Here is a 17,287-nt window from a genome sequence, read left to right as displayed (position 1 = left end):
TCAACATGAATTACTGATTAATAAAGTGGCCTGATTTTGCTTCTGTTTACAAATTTTTAACTTGCAAGGGCTTGAGTTGCTCTGACTGGGCTTCGATATTTTTTTAATTTAATATCAATAGCCTATATTTTAACTGTGTTCACTGTCGGCTGGAATGGCCTGTCCTGTTTCGTGGCGTTATCGCCCGCCACGATATAAAACTTCCTATTAATATAATGGCTTGCATTGTAAATCGTATCTCTGGTCGGTATTTTGTCACCAGACAACAGATAGGGCACTAATTTAATCAATACAAAGTAAGTTGATTGGCTTTGCTACCTTTAAGTACAGCTTTAGCGTTCATATTGAGTGGGCAGTTAAGGTGTTGTTGAGGTTGGCAGGCTAGCCGATGGAAGGTGAGGTCGATGGAACGATGGAAGATGATGTTATGCATGTTGACTAATTTGGACTACACGGAAAAGAGTATTGAGTAGCATATGAGTGAGCCCTAGAAGAGCGTCATTCAAAATATGAGTGTTACTCGGTTATCTCGGTACGTGCTGCATCTTGTCGTTAGGAGATAACGGTTATGAATCTTAAAAATTTACTGACAGAATTTGTTGAAGACGAAAGCGGTCTGACCGCAGTGGAATACGCGATTGCGGGGGGGCTGGTTGTCGGAGGAATGATCGCTGCATTTAATCTCTTGGGTGAAAATGCGACAGCAAAAATCGAATGTTTAGCTTCTGCCGTAAATGGTGTCAGCACTAATTGTGCACCTTAGTTAGATAGCCTCCCATAATACCCGGACCGGTCCTCGGTCTGGGTATTATCTCAGTCAGATGACTGAGACAGGAATAGGGATATAAACTGTCATGAGTGATCCCCAATTAACACTACAGCTATTGCTCTCTGGCCTATTCTTCATCCTGGCCATAGGCTTCGATCTTTCCAGAGAGAAAATTCCCAATGCCTTATGTCTGTGGGCTATCTTCTGTGGTTTTGCCATCAATGGCTACTTTGCCCAGCTGCAGGGTGTCTTGTTGGCAAGTTTGGGTTTTGCGCTGGCATTTGTGGTTTTGTTCCCTGTTTTCGCAATACGCATCCTGGGGGCGGGAGACGTGAAACTCATGATGGGAATAGGTGCCCTGATGGGCCCCCAGTTATTATTCTGGAGTCTGGCATACGGCGTGGCGGCCGGCGCTATTACCAGCCTGATGTTGATCATGTGGAAGACGGGTTTCTCCGGCCTGGTCAAGACACTCAAGCGCTATTGGTATTGTGTCTATTGCCGAACTTATTTTCGACCCGAACCCGGGGAAGCGGCGGGGCAGAAAGTGCCTTATGCACCGGCCCTCGCGCTAGGCTGGATTTGGGCCTGTTCCCTGGATAATCAGGTGGTCGGTCTTTATGTTGAATTGAATCAATATTTTGGTACTTTGGGGGCATGATATGTTGCAATCCAGCCCAGGAACAAATTCAGAAAAAACACCTCTCTATCAAATAAACCCTCAGTCACAGCCGTCCTTGGATGCGACTCAGTTGGCGCCCCGGCCGACAACCATGGCCGATACCGGACTGTCCGAGTCTTTGTTACTGGATCTGGTGGCTAAACATATATTCACCTCGGGTGTGCTGACCAAAGAGCAAATGGTTGCCAAAATCGGCGTCACAGGTGGGATACTGCAAGCGTTATTGGATACCGCCAAGAAACTTGGCTGGGTTGAAAACCGCCAAACCACAGCGGATGGCCAGATGCGTTATGCCTTGAGCCTTGCGGGGGAAATCCATGCCAAACAAGCCTTTGCCCGCAATGGTTATCTGGGGTTAGCCCCAATACCGCTGAAACAATATATTCCTGTCTGTAAGCTGCAATCGAGCCGGGCCAATCCCATCACCTATGAGATGTTGGCTCAAGGGCTGAAGGCCTTGGTACTGCCCAAGGAGCTGCTCTATAAGATAGGCCCGGCGATGAATTCGAGTCGTCCGGTACTCATCTATGGCCCACCGGGAACCGGGAAGAGTTATCTATGCCGGCACCTCAACCTTACTATCGGCGACGATGTCCTTATCCCCTATGCTTTGGCAATAGGCAACGAGATCATTCAGGTATTCGATCCTGAGCTGCATCACAGTGTGAAAGATGAAAGAAAATTGAACCCCCTGGACTTGGCCAAGGGACATGATCCCAGGTGGATTCGGTGCCATAGGCCGTTGCGGATAACGGGTGGTGAATTGACATCTGAAATGCTTGAGGTGCAATTCGATACTCACAGCCGCACTTACATGGCCCCCCTGCAATTAAAAGCGAACAATGGCATCTTATTACTCGATGACCTCGGACGGCAGCGTATCAGCGCCAAACAACTATTTAATCGCTGGATCATTCCTATGGAAGAGCGCAGGGATTTTTTAAGCCTGCAGTCGGGTGAACATTTTGAAATTCCATTTGAGCTTATCTTGCTTTTCTCTACTAACCTTGATCCCAAGGAATTAGTGGATGAGGCGTTCCTGCGACGCTTGGGCTACAAAATTCATTTCGATGCCTTAGATCAAGACTTATATCGACAGATTTGGTTTCAGGTTTGCCAGGACTTGGGCCTGAGTTGCAGTGAAGAAGTGTTTCAATACTTACTTCTTGAATATCACAAGCGTTATGAACGTCCGCTGATTCCGTGTTATCCAAGGGATTTGTTGGGAATTATGTCAGACCAAATTCATTTCATGAGATATGAACCCGTGGTGACTCAATCCCTGATCGATTCGGCATGGTCAATATATTTTGTTTAGCGTTATTGATGACTGCATCCAGTCGTTAAACGAAAGGAGCTCATTATGAACAACAAAACCATCTTATTTGTTCTCTTGTCGCTGGTCTTTGGCGTGTTTGCCGTTTATCTGGCGCAAAACTGGTTGAAGTCAAATAGCGGCAATAGTGCAACCACAGAACAGACGAGTAACGTCATCACCATGGCGACTATGGTTCCCATGGGCACCATCATAGAAAGAAAACACCTTGCCGTGACACCTGTGCCTGAGTCTCTGGTGCCCCTGGGGTCGGTGAGAAAGCTTGAGGATGCCGAAGGCAAAGTGGTCAATCAGAAGCTGTATCAGGGCGAAGTATTGCGGGAAGAAAGGCTGACCAAGAAGGGTGAGGGCAGTACCCTGGCGAGCCTGATTAAACCACAAATGCGTGCGGTAACCATTAGGGTCAATGATGTGGTCGGGGTGGCAGGTTTTCTGTTACCCGGTAATCGTGTCGACGTCATTAACCTATATAAGAATGACGGCTTTAAGACTGACGTGGTGCTGTCGAATGTCAAAATCCTCGCCATAGATCAGCGTGCATCGAATGATGAGAATAAGCCTGTACTGGTGCGGGCCGTCACCTTGGAATTGAACCTGAAACAGGCTGAAATCCTGATGATCGCCGAGGGGCGTGGGTCTTTGCAGCTGGCGCTGAGAAATCCCAACGATGAAACCGAGGTGAGTTTGGCCGACATGAATAAGCCGCCGGAGCCGGTTGCAGCAAAAGTCACAGATCCCAAACCCGTGGAAAGAGTGGTTTATGTTCCGGCACCCAAGGGGAGAGAGAAGGTCTACTTGCTGAGAGGGGTACGCGAGCAAGAGGTTAAATTGGAAAACTGATCATTTCAGGGTTTATGGGCGACAACAAGAGAGTTTAAAAAGGAGTGCACCATGCCGCGTTCAATTCACAATATGATGAAGCTGGGATGCTGTTTACTGGCTTTATGCTCGATGCTACTTCAGGGTACGGCCTTTGCGGGCGGACCCATGGGGGGGCGGAATGACATTAAGCTCATTCCTATCTTCAAATCCCGGGTTCTCAAGCTACCCAAGCAGGTTCACAGGGTATCGGTCGGCAATCCCGACATAGCAGATATCAAACTCTTGCCCAACAATGAGCTGTATCTCTTGGGTAAGCAGCTGGGCAGTACCAATGTGATGGTTTGGGATGAAAATGAGGTGCTGAACAACGTGATAGACATAGAGGTCACCCATGACCTCAATGGCCTGAAGTCACGTTTACATGAGTTTTTGCCGAGTGAAAAACTGGGGGTGCAAACCTCTCAGGGGCAGTTGTTGCTCAGCGGACAAGCCTCTAATTTACAGAAGATGAATACTGCAGTTGAATTGGCTCAGGGGTACGTGGATGCCGCCACAGTAGGTAAATCCAAGAGCAATGTGCTTAACATGATGACCATAGGCGGTGGTCATCAGGTGATGCTTGAAGTCGTCGTCGCAGAGGTGCAACGTGAGGTCGCTCGGCAGTTCGATTCCAAATTCTTGATATTCAATCAGGGCTCGCATCTCTCGGGAGGCATAGTCGGCGGAGGTGGTGGTTTTAATTCCAACATAGGTGGGGTGACCAGCAAGGGCTTCTTCGCTCAGTACATCAATAAGGATCTCTTGATGAATTTCGCCTTGGATGTGGCGAAACAGAATGGCCTGGCCAAGGTACTGGCAGAACCCAATGTCACAGCACTCAGCGGCCAACCGGCAGAGTTTTTATCCGGTGGTGAGTTCCCTATTCCTGTGCCCGATAAGAATGGCAGCACGACCATACAATATCGGGACTTCGGTGTAGGGGTTAAATTTGTGCCTACGGTATTGGATTCCGGGCAGATAAACCTGAACTTGAATGTGGTGGTGAGTGAGCTGAGTAATGCCAATTCCGTCTCTGTTGCTGCCAACTCGACTTCGTCCGTGTTGATTGTCCCGTCTCTGGTTAAACGCAGCACTGCGACTACGGTCGAATTGGCCGATGGCCAGACCATTGCCATCAGTGGTTTGATAAGCGACACCCTGAGGGAGAATGTCGATAAGATCCCCGGCTTGGGAGATGTGCCCGTATTGGGGCAATTGTTCTCGAGCAAGAATTTCCGCAGTGGCCAGAGTGAATTGGTGATCTTGGTGACACCTCGTCTGGTTCGTCCTTTCAACAAGAAAGATATTTCACTGCCAACGGATGGTTTCGTCTCTCCGTCAGATGTCGAATTTTACTTGTTAGGCAAGTTATCGCATAAAGAACGCCGTCAGGCGCGGGGCGATATGCCATACGAGCCTGTCGAGGCGGGCACAACAGCAGAAGACAGTGGGACCCAGCAAAAATACGGGCATTCACTATAGTGTGGAGGTTGGTTAAATGGCTATTTTCTTTAAGAGTATGACTGTGATCTGTCGTTGTGTGTCAGTGGCTGGGCTGTTGTTTCTATCTGCTTGTGCCCAGCTTCATGACTTTCCCATGGATGCGAGTTACAACCAGGTCAGACAAGTGCAGATCCTTGATCCCGGCGCGGCCGAGCGCAACGACGGTATTGTACTCAGCCTGGAGGGAAATTATGGTCGCAGGGTCATGGTGACCTATAGGGAAAGCAATGTGGCTCCCGCCACCGCCAAGGATATGGGTAAGTCGATTATTTCTTCGAATTGATATCCGTCTTTGGAGGGGGATATGAATACCATGCAACCTAGGCCTAGACCGGCAGTATCTATTGACGGGGGAATGCAGCGACAAGCTGGTGCCATACTGGTGATGTTCACCATAGGGCTGTTTGCAATCATTGCCGTTGCCGCCCTGGCCCTGGATGGCGGTGACATGCTGCTCAATAAGGGGCGGATACAGAATGCGGTCGATGCGTCGGCCTTACATGCGGCCAAAGCCCTGGATGATGGCGCTACGCTCGCCGAGGCGCGTCAGGCTGCCGTTGTCATGCTGGCACAAAATCTGGCGTACGCCGAAAACAATGCGCTGGAAACCCATGTCAGTTTCAGCGCGCCGAATTACAACATCACTCAAGTCACGAGTAATATATCTGTCGAGTTTTCCGCGTTACCGGACCCCTTTATTCCTACCCTGGCTGAAGGCAGCGAGTATGTGCGGGTGAGGGTGGAGAATATTGCCCAGGGCAATTTCCTGGCGCAAATCATGAGTTTCAATAAGCGTCTCAGGGCCTCTGCCGTCGCGGGTCGCAGCACGGATATCATGTGCAACCATAAAATAGTGCCCCTGCTCGTCTGCGCCGCCAGCGAAGATCCGGATGATCCCAATGGGCCCTATGGCATTGAAACCGAGAAGCTGTATGCGATGAAATCCGGTTCGGCGCAGGACAGTTCCACCATAGGTCCGGGGAATTTCCAGCTGCTGGCGCTGTCGGGCACAGGCGGTAACATAGTGCGTAAATCTTTGGCGGGGGAATACTCGCCCGATGCCTGTGTCGGCGCCGGCGACACAGTGCCAACCGAGCCGGGCAACAACGTCGGTCCCGTCTCTCAGGGGATCAATACCCGTTTCGGTCAGTGGCAGGGCGGCGGCCTGAACTCCATAGATCATCCCAGAGACAGAAACATATGTCAGGGCGAGCGAGTCACACTCGATGCCGATGGCAACATAGCCAACGAGGCAGCGGCTTTCTATACCCATGGGCAGTATCTGAACGATGACGATATCGACAGCTGCATAGATACGACCATAGAAGTGAACGGCAGGCGGGAAATGCCTGTGGTCATAGGCTTGTGCGATGGCTTGGCCAACGGGCGCAACGATATCGATGTGCTCAGTATCGGGTGTTTCTTCCTGGTACAGGACATGGATCAAGGCGGGCAGGAGTCATTCATCGTCGGCGAGTTTGTCGAGGAGTGTGCCGGTACAGGCAATGCCTCGATCGATCCCAACTTCGTCAGCAATAACTACACCATAGTCCTGTACCGAGATCCCGATAGTCCAGACTCTTAGGATAGGAGGCCGAGATGCATTTCTTGCGACAAAAGGGAGTTGCGGCGGTTGAGTTAACCATCTTGCTGCCTCTATTGCTCCTCATAGTATTCGCTACCGCCGAATTTGGCCGGGCCATGTATCAATACAGTACCCTGACCCTCCTGGTGCGGGATGCCGCCAGGTACTTGGCCGGTACCGCAGATACCAGACAGACGGGTAATTTACCTAACCCCCTGACAGATGCCGGCTGTGGTAACTGCATTACCGAAACCAAAAATCTCCTTGTGTACGGCAATATGGCTTCAGGCGGGACTCCCTTACTCAATGGGTTATCCACGGCCGATGTGACTATCCTCGAGTCCCCAGCGGGCAGCCGGCGGCTGGTGGTGTCGGTCAGCTACAATTGGCAGCCGTTGTTTGGCGATAGCTTCAATACCTTCGGGCTGGGTGACACCCTGGATCTGAGTTTTAACTTAAATACCAGTTACGCGGTGACGGCATTATGAAACAGCATAAAGGTATCTACATGGTTGAATTTTCCATCGTCGCCGGGGTGTTTTTCCTGCTCCTGTTCGGCGCCATCGAAGTGGGACGCCTGCTCTACACCTACAGTGTGTTGCAGGAAGCTTCCAGACGTGCGGCCAGACTCGCCGTCGTGTGCCATCCCAGTACAGACATAGACAACCTGGCACTGTTCAATGGCGCTGAGCTGGTTCCCAATCTCGGCCCGAGTAACCTGGTTATCCGCTACTTAAATAAGAATGGCAATGATGCCTCGGCACCCGATGGTTCAGATATTTATTTGGTACGGGCAGAGATACGCAATTATCAACACCAGTTCTTGGTACCGGGTCTATATAGGACACTCAATTCTCCAACTTTTTTTACCACCTTGCCCAGAGAGAGTCTGGGTGTCTTCCGCGGGGGGACCACGACATGCAGCTAAATAAAATCATCAAGCAGGAAATGAATACTATAGTAAACATAAGGTTTTTACGTGCAAGGAAGGGGTAGACCATGGATAAGCCGCTGGAATTATTGATGTCAGATACCCAGGATGCGCCCCAGTCAGAGGAGCATGTCGTTTTTGCCATGCCTTTCCCCATCAATGCGCTCCTCATCGATGCTCAGAAAGAGTTTTTACCTCAACTCGAGGCCAACCTGACCCGCTGTATCAACTTGAGTTGGGAAAAAACCTCAGATTTAAGTGGCATTAAGACGAGTAAATCATCGGGCAAACCCTTCAATTTGATCCTCCTGGTCATCCCCCATGATGACTTGCTTGCTCAGCAAGCCCTCAAATGTGCTTCCAGTTATGGTGCCGACATTATCATCCTGGGCCAGGACACTCCTCAGTCCGTATTAAGGCTGGCATTTCAACATGGTGTGAGTGATTTCATCCCATTGGATGCGCCGGATATCGAGCTATTCCAAGCCTTGAAGAAAATAGCGCTTCAGCTGAGCGAGAAAACCGAATTGGCCTCAGTGTTGGTGGTGGTCAACGGTAAAGGGGGCTCGGGTGCCAGTTTCATCGCCTCCAGCTTGGCCGTCATTGCCGCAGATCGTAATGACAAAGACGTGGCCTTGTTGGACACAGATTTACACTATGGTTCATTGGCACACATCTTGGGGTTCGAGCCTACCTATTTCATTTCAGACGCCTTGCAGGCACTGGGGGATATGGATGAAGTCGCCTTAAAAAGCGCCATGACGAGCCGGGGAAAATTGCATCTTCTGGCGGCGGCCCCTTTCTCCATGCTTAATTCCTATGAGGATATCAAGCTAGGCAATATCTACGACTTGCTATGGAAATGCCGGCAACACTATAACCAGGTCATAGTAGATCTATCCAGAGGGCCGGAAAACTGGAACGGTGAACTGCTCCGCAATGCCGATATTCTTATCGTGACGCAGCAGAATTTAATGATAGTGCGTGAGACCAAGGCCCTGGTGCAACAATTGATGACGAACATGGGCATAGCGAAAGATAAAATTCATTTGGTGGTTAATCGCTATGACAAGTCCAATACGGCGATAAAACTCATAGATATACAGAATGCCGTGGGTATCGAATCGATATTCGTGATCGCCAATGACTACAAACTCGCGAGCGAGTGTGCCGATCTGGGAAAACCTATCACCAAAGTGGCTAAACGCCAGCGCATGCTGCAAGACCTGAAGCTCATCACAGAGCGTTTTTTACCGGCAACGGAAGATCCCAGCAAAAAAGCAACTGGGTTTTGGGCGCGCATCTTAGGGAAGTAAATTATGGAAAATCGAGCATCTATGGCTCCGGCAGTACAGTATCAACCTCTGAGTGCCGAAGAGCAGGAGATCAAGATACAGCTGTACGATCGACTGTTAAGCGTGATGGACCTGTCTTTGATTGAAACTATCTCGAAAGAACAGGCGCGTCAGCAGATCAGTGACATCAGTGAACAGCTTATCAATGATCTGCATTTACCTATTAATCTATCTCTACGTAAAAGATTGATAAAGCTTGTTATCGATGAGGTGTTAGGCCTGGGTCCCCTGGAGACCTTGTTGGCAGATCCGACAATATCGGACATCTTGGTCAACTCCTTCGACAGGGTTTATGTTGAACGCAAGGGGAAACTCGAAGCCGTTAATATTAAATTCCACAGCAATGCCCATTTGCTCAATATCATAGATCGCATAGTGTCCAGTGTGGGGCGTCGCATCGATGAATCCTCGCCCATGGTGGATGCCAGACTCGCCGATGGTTCCCGGGTCAACGCCATCATACCGCCATTGGCCCTGGACGGTCCTTCCCTGTCGATACGCAGGTTTGCCGTCGATAAACTCACCGCCAAGGAATTGATCGATTATGGCTCAATTACAGAATCCATGGTCGAACTGCTGCGTGGCGCCGTGAAAGGCAAACTCAATGTCCTGGTCTCAGGCGGAACAGGCAGCGGTAAAACCACCTTGCTCAACATGTTATCCGGATATATTCCGAGCGATGAGCGCATAGTGACCATAGAGGATTCTGCCGAGTTGCAATTACAACAACCCCATGTTGTGAGACTGGAGACTCGCCCACAGAACATTGAGGGACGTGGGGAAGTGACCCAAAGAGATCTGGTGAAAAATTGTTTGCGGATGCGACCCGACAGGATAGTGATAGGTGAGGTGCGTGGTGGCGAGGCGCTGGACATGTTGACTGCGATGAATACTGGTCATGAGGGCTCGCTCACCACCCTGCATGCCAATAGTCCCAGGGACGCCTTAGGCCGCCTGGAGTACATGGTGTGCATGGCGGGGTTCGAGATGCCCGTCAGTAATATTCGCACGCAAATTGCCTCGGCAATAGACATAGTAGTGCAGTTGGAGCGCCAGGAAGATGGTCGTCGGCGGGTCACCAGCATTCAGGAAATCAATGGTATGGAAGGCGACATCATTACTATGTCTGAAATCTTCCGCTTTAGCCGTGAGGGGATAGATGAAAACGGCAATATTAAGGGCAAGTTTGCTGCCACTGGGGTGATCCCTGGCTTCCATACCAAGCTGAAACAACACGGCATAGATCTACCTTATCACTTGTTTAACTGTGGTGATCCCTTTGCGAATTTTTAGGAGAAATTCTGATGTTTTCCAATGAGATTATCTTTCTCGGGCTTATTTTCGTCGCCGTTATCTTTCTATCCCAGGCACTCTTTTTGCCTGTCTACAGTCCCCAGAGAGCCAATGCGGCCCTGGTGCGTAAGCGCCTGAAAAAACTGTCGCAAGATTCGGGTGATGGCAATTTTGAAACATCACTGCTGCGAAAGAGCCGTTTGAGTAAGCTGGGCCCCGTTGGCCGGGGTTTGGAGGGCATTGAATTCATTGAAAACCTGAGCTATCGCCTCGAGCTGGCCGATTATAAGATGTTGGGGCATCAGTTCTTGGCTCTGGCACTCTTTTGCGCTGCGGTGTCGGGGATTGCGAGCTGGTTTTATTTCAGGGAGCCGGTTCTCAGTGCTTTCGTGGTGTGGATCACCATCATGCTGTTTCATTTCAAATTGAGCAGGGATACGACTAAGCGAATGGATGCCATCGAGGGCAGTTTCCCCGACGCGCTCGATGTCTTGAGGCGGGCATTACAGGCTGGTTATTCTTTCTCCGATGCGGTGAAATTGGTCACCGAAGAAATGGAGGGCCCCCTGGCGAAAGAGTTCAGCCTGATGTTTGCCAACATTAACTACAGCAAAGATACCAAACGCGCGATTTTAGCCTTTATCGAGCGGATCCCCAGTGTGTCGGCGATGGCCTTCGCCAGCGCCGTCATGGTGCAGAAAGAAACCGGCGGTAATCTCGCCGAGAATATCGATAACTTATCCAGGGTGATACGACAGAGATTTACCTTCAGGCGTCGCGTCAGGACCCTGTCTGCAGAAGGGCGTTTATCTGCCTGGATATTGATTTTGCTACCCTTCGTGCTATTTGCCGTTATTTACCTGCAAACCCCGGGTTATGTTGCCGAGTTGACGGGCACGGAGGATGGCAACAGGTTATTGATGTGGGGGGCCATAGGTATGACTGCCGGTGGTCTATGGATTAGTAAACTGATTAGGATAGATATGTGATATGGACTACTTAATTGGACTTTTCAGCGCCACATTCGATGATCCCCAGCATGTGGAATGGGCTATCTATGCCGTCGCCGCCATTGCCGGAGTGACCCTGGCCGTGTCTCTCTCATACCTTATCAGTGGCGTATATTCCCCGATCCGCAAGCGGATGCAGGTGCTGAATAAAAATGCGCCAACACAGGCTCAGGAAAGTCAAGATGTCAGCAAGACGCTGGAGCATGGCATAGGCAAACTTGCCAAACAACCCTATCTGAACCTTTCCAATGATGAAACCCGTCGCTTGCTGATACACGCGGGGTTACATTCCGAGGGGGCCTTGGCGGTATTCAGCGCCATCAGGCTGTTGTTATTACTCATCGGTGCCGTGGTGTCTGTGGTTGTCCTGGGTTTATTTCCCGAAGTCTCAGGGTTAATGAGTGCTTATATAGTGTGCCTCATCCTGGGTGGGGCTTTCTTAACCCCTTCACTCGTGTTGCAGATGCTTGCCAAACGGCGGATGCGTTCCCTGAGAGTGGGATTTCCGGATGCACTCGACCTCTTGGTCGTGTGTTGTGAAGCGGGCTTGGGCCTGTTGGCCGCCTTGCAGCGTGTCGCCAGGGAGTTATCCATAAGTCATCCCAATCTGGCGAGCGAACTCGAATTGGTTTGCGCCAAGGTGAGGGCAGGGCTCACCATCAAGGTGGCATTGCAGGAGTTTACCGACCGTACCGGATTGGAAGATATCAGGGGGCTTAATTCGGCTATTTCCCAGAGCATAAGATTAGGCACAGGGATAGCGGAAACCTTGCGGGTATTCTCCGATGAGTACCGGAATAAGCGGCTGCAACAGGCGGAAGAGCAGGCGGCAAAATTGGCGGTGAAAATGATATTTCCCATGATGTTTTGCATCTGGCCCTCCTTCTTCATCGTCGCTGTCGGGCCCGCCGTGTTGAAAGTCATGAAGGTATGGGGGCAGGCATTCTAGCCAACCCATTGAAGGACCGGGATTTCGGGGATAGTAATTGGAGTAGGTATGGGGACTCTATTGATAAATAGGATAAAGAGCCAGGCGTTGATGAGCTTCTTGCTGCTCTGCGGCGTGCTCAGTATCGCGGGATGTTCGTCGACACAGTCAGAAGTCGGGGCCGTTAAGCCGCCCCAAAGGCAGGACCTCTTCGGTGGTCAATCCGTACCGACGGCGAGCCCAGATGCCCCACCCAGGACGGAACAGGAAGCCCTGGATAGGGCCGCGGCAGAAGAGCGCGCCGGTCATTTGGATAAGGCTTTATATTCCTACATACAGGCATTGGATTTCAACGAGTCCAACGCCGACACCCTGTATCATATTGCCAATGTTCAGTCCGTCAGGGGCAATGCTCCCATAGCCTATAGGGCCTACCAGGAGGCCCTGGTGCTCAATCCTGAGCATATGCTGGCGCATGCCGAGTTGGGGGTGATAGAGATGGAGCAGAGGCAATATCACCAGGCACGTCTGCACCTGGAAAAAGCCGTCGGCCTGGATCAGCATAGGTTGGAGGCGCTGCAGAACAGCACTCAACTCAAGTCACACTTTCCTTTAGATCAAGACTCGCCATTGAGGGTCTATAACGCGTTGGCGATTCTGGATGATTTGGAGAATCAGCATGAAGCGGCGAGAGACTATTTCAGGTTGGTGCTCGACTTTCAGCCGCAATCGGCAATGATAGCCACCAATCTTGGCTATTCATATTATTTGACCGGGGAGTTTATCACCGCCGAGCACTACCTCAAACGCGCCATCAGTGAGGACCCTGGGTTTAAGCGAGCCAGAACTAATTTGGGGCTGATTTATATCAGGCAAGGTTGGTATGCCAAGGCGCTCTCTACCTTGGAGCAGACCATGAGTCCGGCCGATGCCTTAAATGATCTCGGCTATTTTCTGATGCTGGAAGGCCAATACGCCCAGGCGATCGAGTTGTTTCAGAAGGCGATAGACAGCTCGCCGAGCTATTTCGAGCGGGCACAGAAAAACCTGAAAAATGCATTGGCGGAGCAACGCCAGGAAATTGAGCAAGCTAAAAATTAACATCATCCACTGCTTCCGGGGCGGCGCAAACAGGCTGTCGCCATGTCTGGCGGACAGCCTGTTTGGATCTCAGTAGCTATTGCGCTGCGAAGGCAAGTCACTCAAGTATTCGACAAACTCGACCTCATAGCCCGAGGGATCGACGAAATACACGTTCTTGCGATAGGGATCTTCTGCCCCATCCTTGGCAATGGGAAAGCCCGCTTGGGCGAGCCTGGCTATGTAGTGGTCAAGTAAAACTGGTCACAGGTTTATAGTTAAGCCAGTATCTTCTCTCTGACTCATTTGGGCTCAAACCACCATTGTATCGATGTGGTCTGACGTTGCTGGTGACTAAGGCGAAGTGTGCCAGTCCGACTTGATGACCGCTGAGCTCCCGATTCTGGCCTTCACCCGAGTCGTTGAAGGTCAGGTATTGGTAATCATCACCGAAGTGGACCCAGTTGCGGGGCTTGCCATACCAGGAGCCCTTATCGCCACCGCGAATGCGCCAGTGGGGCAAGGCGGCCCGATAGAAGTTCAATGTTGAAGGGATATCGGCAACGACCAGGTTGAGATGTTCCAGATGTATCATGATGCACTCCTTGTCTATTGTGTTTGTTTTTCAGTTGCTTACATGCCGTAAGCGTATTCTTGTTCCATGGGATAGGCTTGAGCCGCATGGGCCATGCGTATCTGGCTTAACGCCTGACTGTATTGCTTTAGCATATGCAGGCTGTAGGCCACCCTGGACCTGAGGTTTATGTCATGCTCACCACTGCAGAGTTCACCCAGCATATTGTTGACATCCCTGATGATGAGATGATCCGGGATGGCGACGAGTTTATTGTTTTTAAACGAATTCATCCGCAATTCGGCGATAGGGTAAGCGCCACTGATGCCGCTGCATACAGAGACCAGCAGAGCAGGCTTATGGGCCGTTGTCTGGCGGTCACACATGAGCAAGAAATTCTTCAGCAGCGGCGATGCCATGCCTCCCCACTCAGGAGTGACCAGGACTAAGGCATCGGCCTTGGATAGCCTTAGCTCTATCTCATCCCAATCCTCTCCCTTGGCCAAGGACTCACCATTCCAGAAAGGAAGCTGGTAGCGGCAGAGTTCCAGGTGGAATATCTCATCGTATCCCTGACTGGTTTTCGCTATATATTCGGCGACTTTGGCACTTTCCGATGGCAATCTTTGACTGCTGCTGACGATGAGTAGATTCATGTTAAGTAAACCTTTTTGTTTATTAATTTATTTGTAAGGTAATAGCTTTACTTAATAAAGTAAAGTGAAAGTAAATAAAAAAGTTTACTTAATCTGTCGATCGGCAATAATGAGGGACGGAGGTAGGAATGAAGACTACAGATAAGATCATACAGCTGTTGAAGCTCCAGGGCCCTATGACGGCCAAGAGTCTGGCGGCGGAACTGGCATTGACCACCATGGGTGTGCGCCAGCATTTGCAGGCTCTGGAAGATGATGGCGATGTGACATTCGAAGACAGGGCCGAAGGCCGTGGCCGGCCGGCGCGCTATTGGGCCTTGACCCAGAGCAGCAACAGCCATTTTGTCGATCGTCATGATGAGCTCACTGTGCAACTCATTACCTCGGTTAAAACCGTCTTCGGTGAGCAGGGTTTGGAGCAATTGATCGCCCATAGAGAGCAGGCATCCTTGACCTCTTATGGACAGGCATTGATGCGGGTCGATGACATGGAGGCTAAGCTCGGCGTCTTGGCAAAATTGCGCAGCGATGAAGGCTACATGGCCTGTGTCGAGGTGCAGCAAGGGGTGTACTGGTTGCTGGAAAATCATTGCCCCATTTGTGCAGCCGCCAGCAGTTGTCAGAACTTCTGCCGCTCCGAACTGCAGCTGTTTCAGACGCTCTTTGCGGGGTTAGCCAGTGTGACGCGGGAGGAGCACATCATCGAAGGGGCCCGCCGCTGTGCCTATAAATTGGTGCCCTTGGCCCAGTGACGGGACGGCTGGCTGCATAAGATGCCGGCTCGACACCCAGCGCCGGATTAGCGCCGGATTAGATCCCGGCGCTATGAGCAGAATTTGCGCCTGCTTCCTTCCCAATTAGGACTCGGGAGCCTTGACCAGGGCCTCATATTTGGGATTTTCTTTCAGCGGGGCAAAATCGGCTTCCTCGGCGGCCACTTCTCTGAAAGAAGCGCTGTAGTTGATGGCGCGCTCCAGATCTGAGATGGCTCTGTCTTCCCGGCCGAGACAGGCGAACGCACAGGCTCTTTGATACAGGGCGTGGGCATTGGTGGTGTCCACTTCCAGTACCCTGTTGCATAGACTCAGGGCCCAGTTGAATTCCCGCATTTCCATGGCGGCATCGGCTTTGTAGGTGAGCGCCTCCAAATCGCCCGGGCGTATGCTCAAGATCTCATCGTAGACATCAATTTTCTGCTCCGGCGTTTGTGCCCCCTGGGCATGCAACCACAGGGTATGGACTTCGTTGATGATTTCAATTTCACGGTTGTTTTCGGTGATGATGCGGCTCTTGCGCTTCAGATCCTGCTCCAGCAGTTTAAATTTTTCTTCGTATTGTTCGGCTATGTTTTGCAGCTGGTTGGCGGCGAGTTTGGCCGTGTTGGTCTTGATTTCCCGCAAGGATTGCCAGCCAATGAAAGCTACCAGGGAGGCGACGCCGGCTATGATGTAGAAGAAGTAAGTCACAGTCACATTGGCGTAGTTGAGGGATTTGTCGGCGACGGATAATTCCCTGTCGGTAATGTCGACCGTCAATTTGCGCTCCAGATCTTGTTGATCGTGACGCAGTGACTTGAGCTCATCGAGCACATACCTTTCCATGAGGGGTTTGTCGAAGATGCCGCCCTGGGACTGAGGTTGAACCGCAGCTGAGTCCGTCGCCCAAGCGACGGTGGAAAGCCCCAGCAGGGCGAGGCTGAAGGCCAACATGAGAGTGCGGGTCATAGTGATTCATTCCTATTTTCGGTGAAAATCCGGCATCGTCTGTGCACATTTGCGTGTGCCTGGCCTCCCAGCCTAACAAATTACCTCGGGATGAGTCTCATCGGATTGCCTATTCAGCCGATTAACGCGGCAAGCGGCTTAGGTTTCGGCTGCGGGTCCGGCTATCGAATTGCGGCCCCTGCTGGTAAACTGGCCGCTAAAATCACAGCCAGTAAAAATTCTGCATGCAATCCAAACGTGGGCGGTTGGACCGCTTCATCTGCACCAAGCTGCAAATCAGTCGCAAAGAGGTCCGCCTGCTGTTGCTGGCGGGCAGGGTCGAGGTGGATTCTGTCATAGTCACCCAGATGGACAGGCTGGTCGATGAGTTCTCCCGGATCAGCGTCGACTCCCGGCTGCTGCAGGCCAATACGCCCAGCTATTTGATGCTGCATAAACCCGTCGGCGTGGTGAGCGCCACCCGGGATGAGCAACACAAGACGGCGCTGGACCTGCTCTGCGGGATAGATAAAACCCATATGCATATCGCCGGCCGGCTGGATCTTAATTCCTCGGGCTTGCTGCTTATCACCAACGATGGCCGCTGGTCGGCGGCGCTGACATCTCCCGAGCATAAGGTCGACAAAGTCTATCTTGTAACCCTGGAAAACCCCTTGACCTGCGACTATGTGGCGGCCTTCGCCGAGGGCATGTATTTTGGCTTCGAAGACATCACCACGGCGCCGGCCAAGCTGGAGATCCTCGGTGAGCATCTTGCCCGGGTGACCCTGAGTGAGGGCAAGTACCATCAGATAAAGCGCATGTTCGGTCGCTTCCGCAATCCTGTGCTGGCGCTGCATAGGCTGTCCATCGGCGATATCAGCCTGGATCCCGGACTGGCACCCGGCGAGAGTCGTGAACTGACGGCAACTGAAATCGGCGCCATCTACCGATAAGACTCCTTCATCTGGTAACTAGCTTGAATTTATTGAACTTTTCTCTGGCTTAGTGCTCCAACCCC

General features: G+C 51.3%; 18 protein-coding genes and 1 pseudogene. 16 read left to right on the top strand and 3 right to left on the bottom strand.

Annotated features, from left to right (window positions below):
* Nucleotides 1-568: 568 nt before the first annotated feature.
* The 14 genes from HC757_RS06640 to HC757_RS06575 all read left to right on the top strand — a co-directional run bounded on the left by HC757_RS06640 (nucleotide 569) and on the right by HC757_RS06575 (nucleotide 13,354).
* Nucleotides 569-763 carry a Flp family type IVb pilin gene (locus tag HC757_RS06640; protein WP_169563523.1) on the top strand — a complete coding sequence of 65 codons (195 nt, stop codon included), beginning with the start codon at nucleotides 569-571 and terminating at the stop codon, nucleotides 761-763.
* 91 nt (nucleotides 764-854) lie between these two features.
* Complete coding sequence (locus HC757_RS06635) at nucleotides 855-1,430, top strand: A24 family peptidase (protein ID WP_169563522.1); 576 nt, start codon at nucleotides 855-857, stop codon at nucleotides 1,428-1,430.
* A 1-nt stretch (nucleotide 1,431) separates the two neighbouring features.
* On the top strand, nucleotides 1,432-2,769 hold the full coding sequence (locus tag HC757_RS06630; RefSeq protein ID WP_244623251.1) for an AAA family ATPase: 1,338 nt from the start codon (nucleotides 1,432-1,434) through the stop codon (nucleotides 2,767-2,769).
* Between the two features lie 45 nt (nucleotides 2,770-2,814).
* A complete protein-coding gene (cpaB, locus tag HC757_RS06625; protein WP_169563521.1) occupies nucleotides 2,815-3,627 on the top strand; it encodes a Flp pilus assembly protein CpaB in 813 nt (270 codons plus the stop codon).
* 72 nt (nucleotides 3,628-3,699) lie between these two features.
* Complete coding sequence (locus tag HC757_RS06620; protein WP_425313953.1) at nucleotides 3,700-5,130, top strand: type II and III secretion system protein family protein; 1,431 nt, start codon at nucleotides 3,700-3,702, stop codon at nucleotides 5,128-5,130.
* 115 nt (nucleotides 5,131-5,245) lie between these two features.
* Nucleotides 5,246-5,434 carry a hypothetical protein gene (locus tag HC757_RS06615; protein ID WP_244623249.1) on the top strand — a complete coding sequence of 63 codons (189 nt, stop codon included), beginning with the start codon at nucleotides 5,246-5,248 and terminating at the stop codon, nucleotides 5,432-5,434.
* Between the two features lie 72 nt (nucleotides 5,435-5,506).
* Complete coding sequence (locus HC757_RS06610; protein ID WP_244623247.1) at nucleotides 5,507-6,736, top strand: pilus assembly protein TadG-related protein; 1,230 nt, start codon at nucleotides 5,507-5,509, stop codon at nucleotides 6,734-6,736.
* A gap of 14 nt (nucleotides 6,737-6,750) precedes the next feature.
* Nucleotides 6,751-7,224, top strand: a complete 474-nt coding sequence (locus HC757_RS06605; RefSeq protein ID WP_169563519.1) for a TadE/TadG family type IV pilus assembly protein — start codon at nucleotides 6,751-6,753, stop codon at nucleotides 7,222-7,224.
* Nucleotides 7,221-7,664 carry a TadE/TadG family type IV pilus assembly protein gene (locus tag HC757_RS06600; protein WP_169563518.1) on the top strand — a complete coding sequence of 148 codons (444 nt, stop codon included), beginning with the start codon at nucleotides 7,221-7,223 and terminating at the stop codon, nucleotides 7,662-7,664. Before HC757_RS06605 ends, HC757_RS06600 begins: the two co-directional genes overlap by 4 nt.
* A gap of 71 nt (nucleotides 7,665-7,735) precedes the next feature.
* The gene (locus tag HC757_RS06595) at nucleotides 7,736-8,983 is read left to right on the top strand and encodes a CpaE/TadZ family protein (RefSeq protein WP_169563517.1); all 1,248 of its coding nucleotides are present in this window, start codon (nucleotides 7,736-7,738) and stop codon (nucleotides 8,981-8,983) included.
* A 3-nt stretch (nucleotides 8,984-8,986) separates the two neighbouring features.
* A complete protein-coding gene (locus HC757_RS06590) occupies nucleotides 8,987-10,315 on the top strand; it encodes a TadA family conjugal transfer-associated ATPase (RefSeq protein WP_169563516.1) in 1,329 nt (442 codons plus the stop codon).
* A gap of 11 nt (nucleotides 10,316-10,326) precedes the next feature.
* Nucleotides 10,327-11,304, top strand: a complete 978-nt coding sequence (locus HC757_RS06585; RefSeq protein WP_169563515.1) for a type II secretion system F family protein — start codon at nucleotides 10,327-10,329, stop codon at nucleotides 11,302-11,304.
* Between the two features lies 1 nt (nucleotide 11,305).
* The gene (locus HC757_RS06580) at nucleotides 11,306-12,274 is read left to right on the top strand and encodes a type II secretion system F family protein (protein ID WP_169563514.1); all 969 of its coding nucleotides are present in this window, start codon (nucleotides 11,306-11,308) and stop codon (nucleotides 12,272-12,274) included.
* Between the two features lie 48 nt (nucleotides 12,275-12,322).
* The gene (locus HC757_RS06575; RefSeq protein ID WP_244623236.1) at nucleotides 12,323-13,354 is read left to right on the top strand and encodes a tetratricopeptide repeat protein; all 1,032 of its coding nucleotides are present in this window, start codon (nucleotides 12,323-12,325) and stop codon (nucleotides 13,352-13,354) included.
* A 327-nt stretch (nucleotides 13,355-13,681) separates the two neighbouring features.
* Here the strand turns inward: HC757_RS06575 and HC757_RS06570 are convergent.
* A pseudogene (locus HC757_RS06570) lies at nucleotides 13,682-13,928 on the bottom strand (VOC family protein); the annotation flags it as partial.
* Nucleotides 13,929-13,966: 38 nt separating this feature from the next.
* Nucleotides 13,967-14,563 carry an NADPH-dependent FMN reductase gene (locus HC757_RS06565; protein WP_169563513.1) on the bottom strand — a complete coding sequence of 199 codons (597 nt, stop codon included), beginning with the start codon at nucleotides 14,561-14,563 and terminating at the stop codon, nucleotides 13,967-13,969.
* Between the two features lie 128 nt (nucleotides 14,564-14,691).
* Between HC757_RS06565 and HC757_RS06560 the strand changes: the two genes are divergently transcribed.
* Nucleotides 14,692-15,315 carry a helix-turn-helix transcriptional regulator gene (locus HC757_RS06560; RefSeq protein ID WP_169563512.1) on the top strand — a complete coding sequence of 208 codons (624 nt, stop codon included), beginning with the start codon at nucleotides 14,692-14,694 and terminating at the stop codon, nucleotides 15,313-15,315.
* 105 nt (nucleotides 15,316-15,420) lie between these two features.
* Here the strand turns inward: HC757_RS06560 and HC757_RS06555 are convergent, their stop codons facing one another.
* Complete coding sequence (locus HC757_RS06555) at nucleotides 15,421-16,272, bottom strand: TPR end-of-group domain-containing protein (protein ID WP_425313952.1); 852 nt, start codon at nucleotides 16,270-16,272, stop codon at nucleotides 15,421-15,423.
* Between the two features lie 239 nt (nucleotides 16,273-16,511).
* Between HC757_RS06555 and HC757_RS06550 the strand changes: the two genes are divergently transcribed.
* Nucleotides 16,512-17,222: a pseudouridine synthase gene (locus HC757_RS06550; protein ID WP_169563510.1), complete on the top strand. Its 711-nt coding sequence runs from the start codon at nucleotides 16,512-16,514 to the stop codon at nucleotides 17,220-17,222.
* Nucleotides 17,223-17,287: the final 65 nt, after the last annotated feature.

Source organism: Shewanella salipaludis (assembly GCF_012911865.1).
Taxonomy (GTDB): Bacteria; Pseudomonadota; Gammaproteobacteria; order Enterobacterales; family Shewanellaceae; genus Shewanella; species Shewanella salipaludis.
The sequence above is the reverse complement of the archived record's forward strand: the minus strand, read 5'-3'. Positions and strand labels throughout refer to the sequence as shown.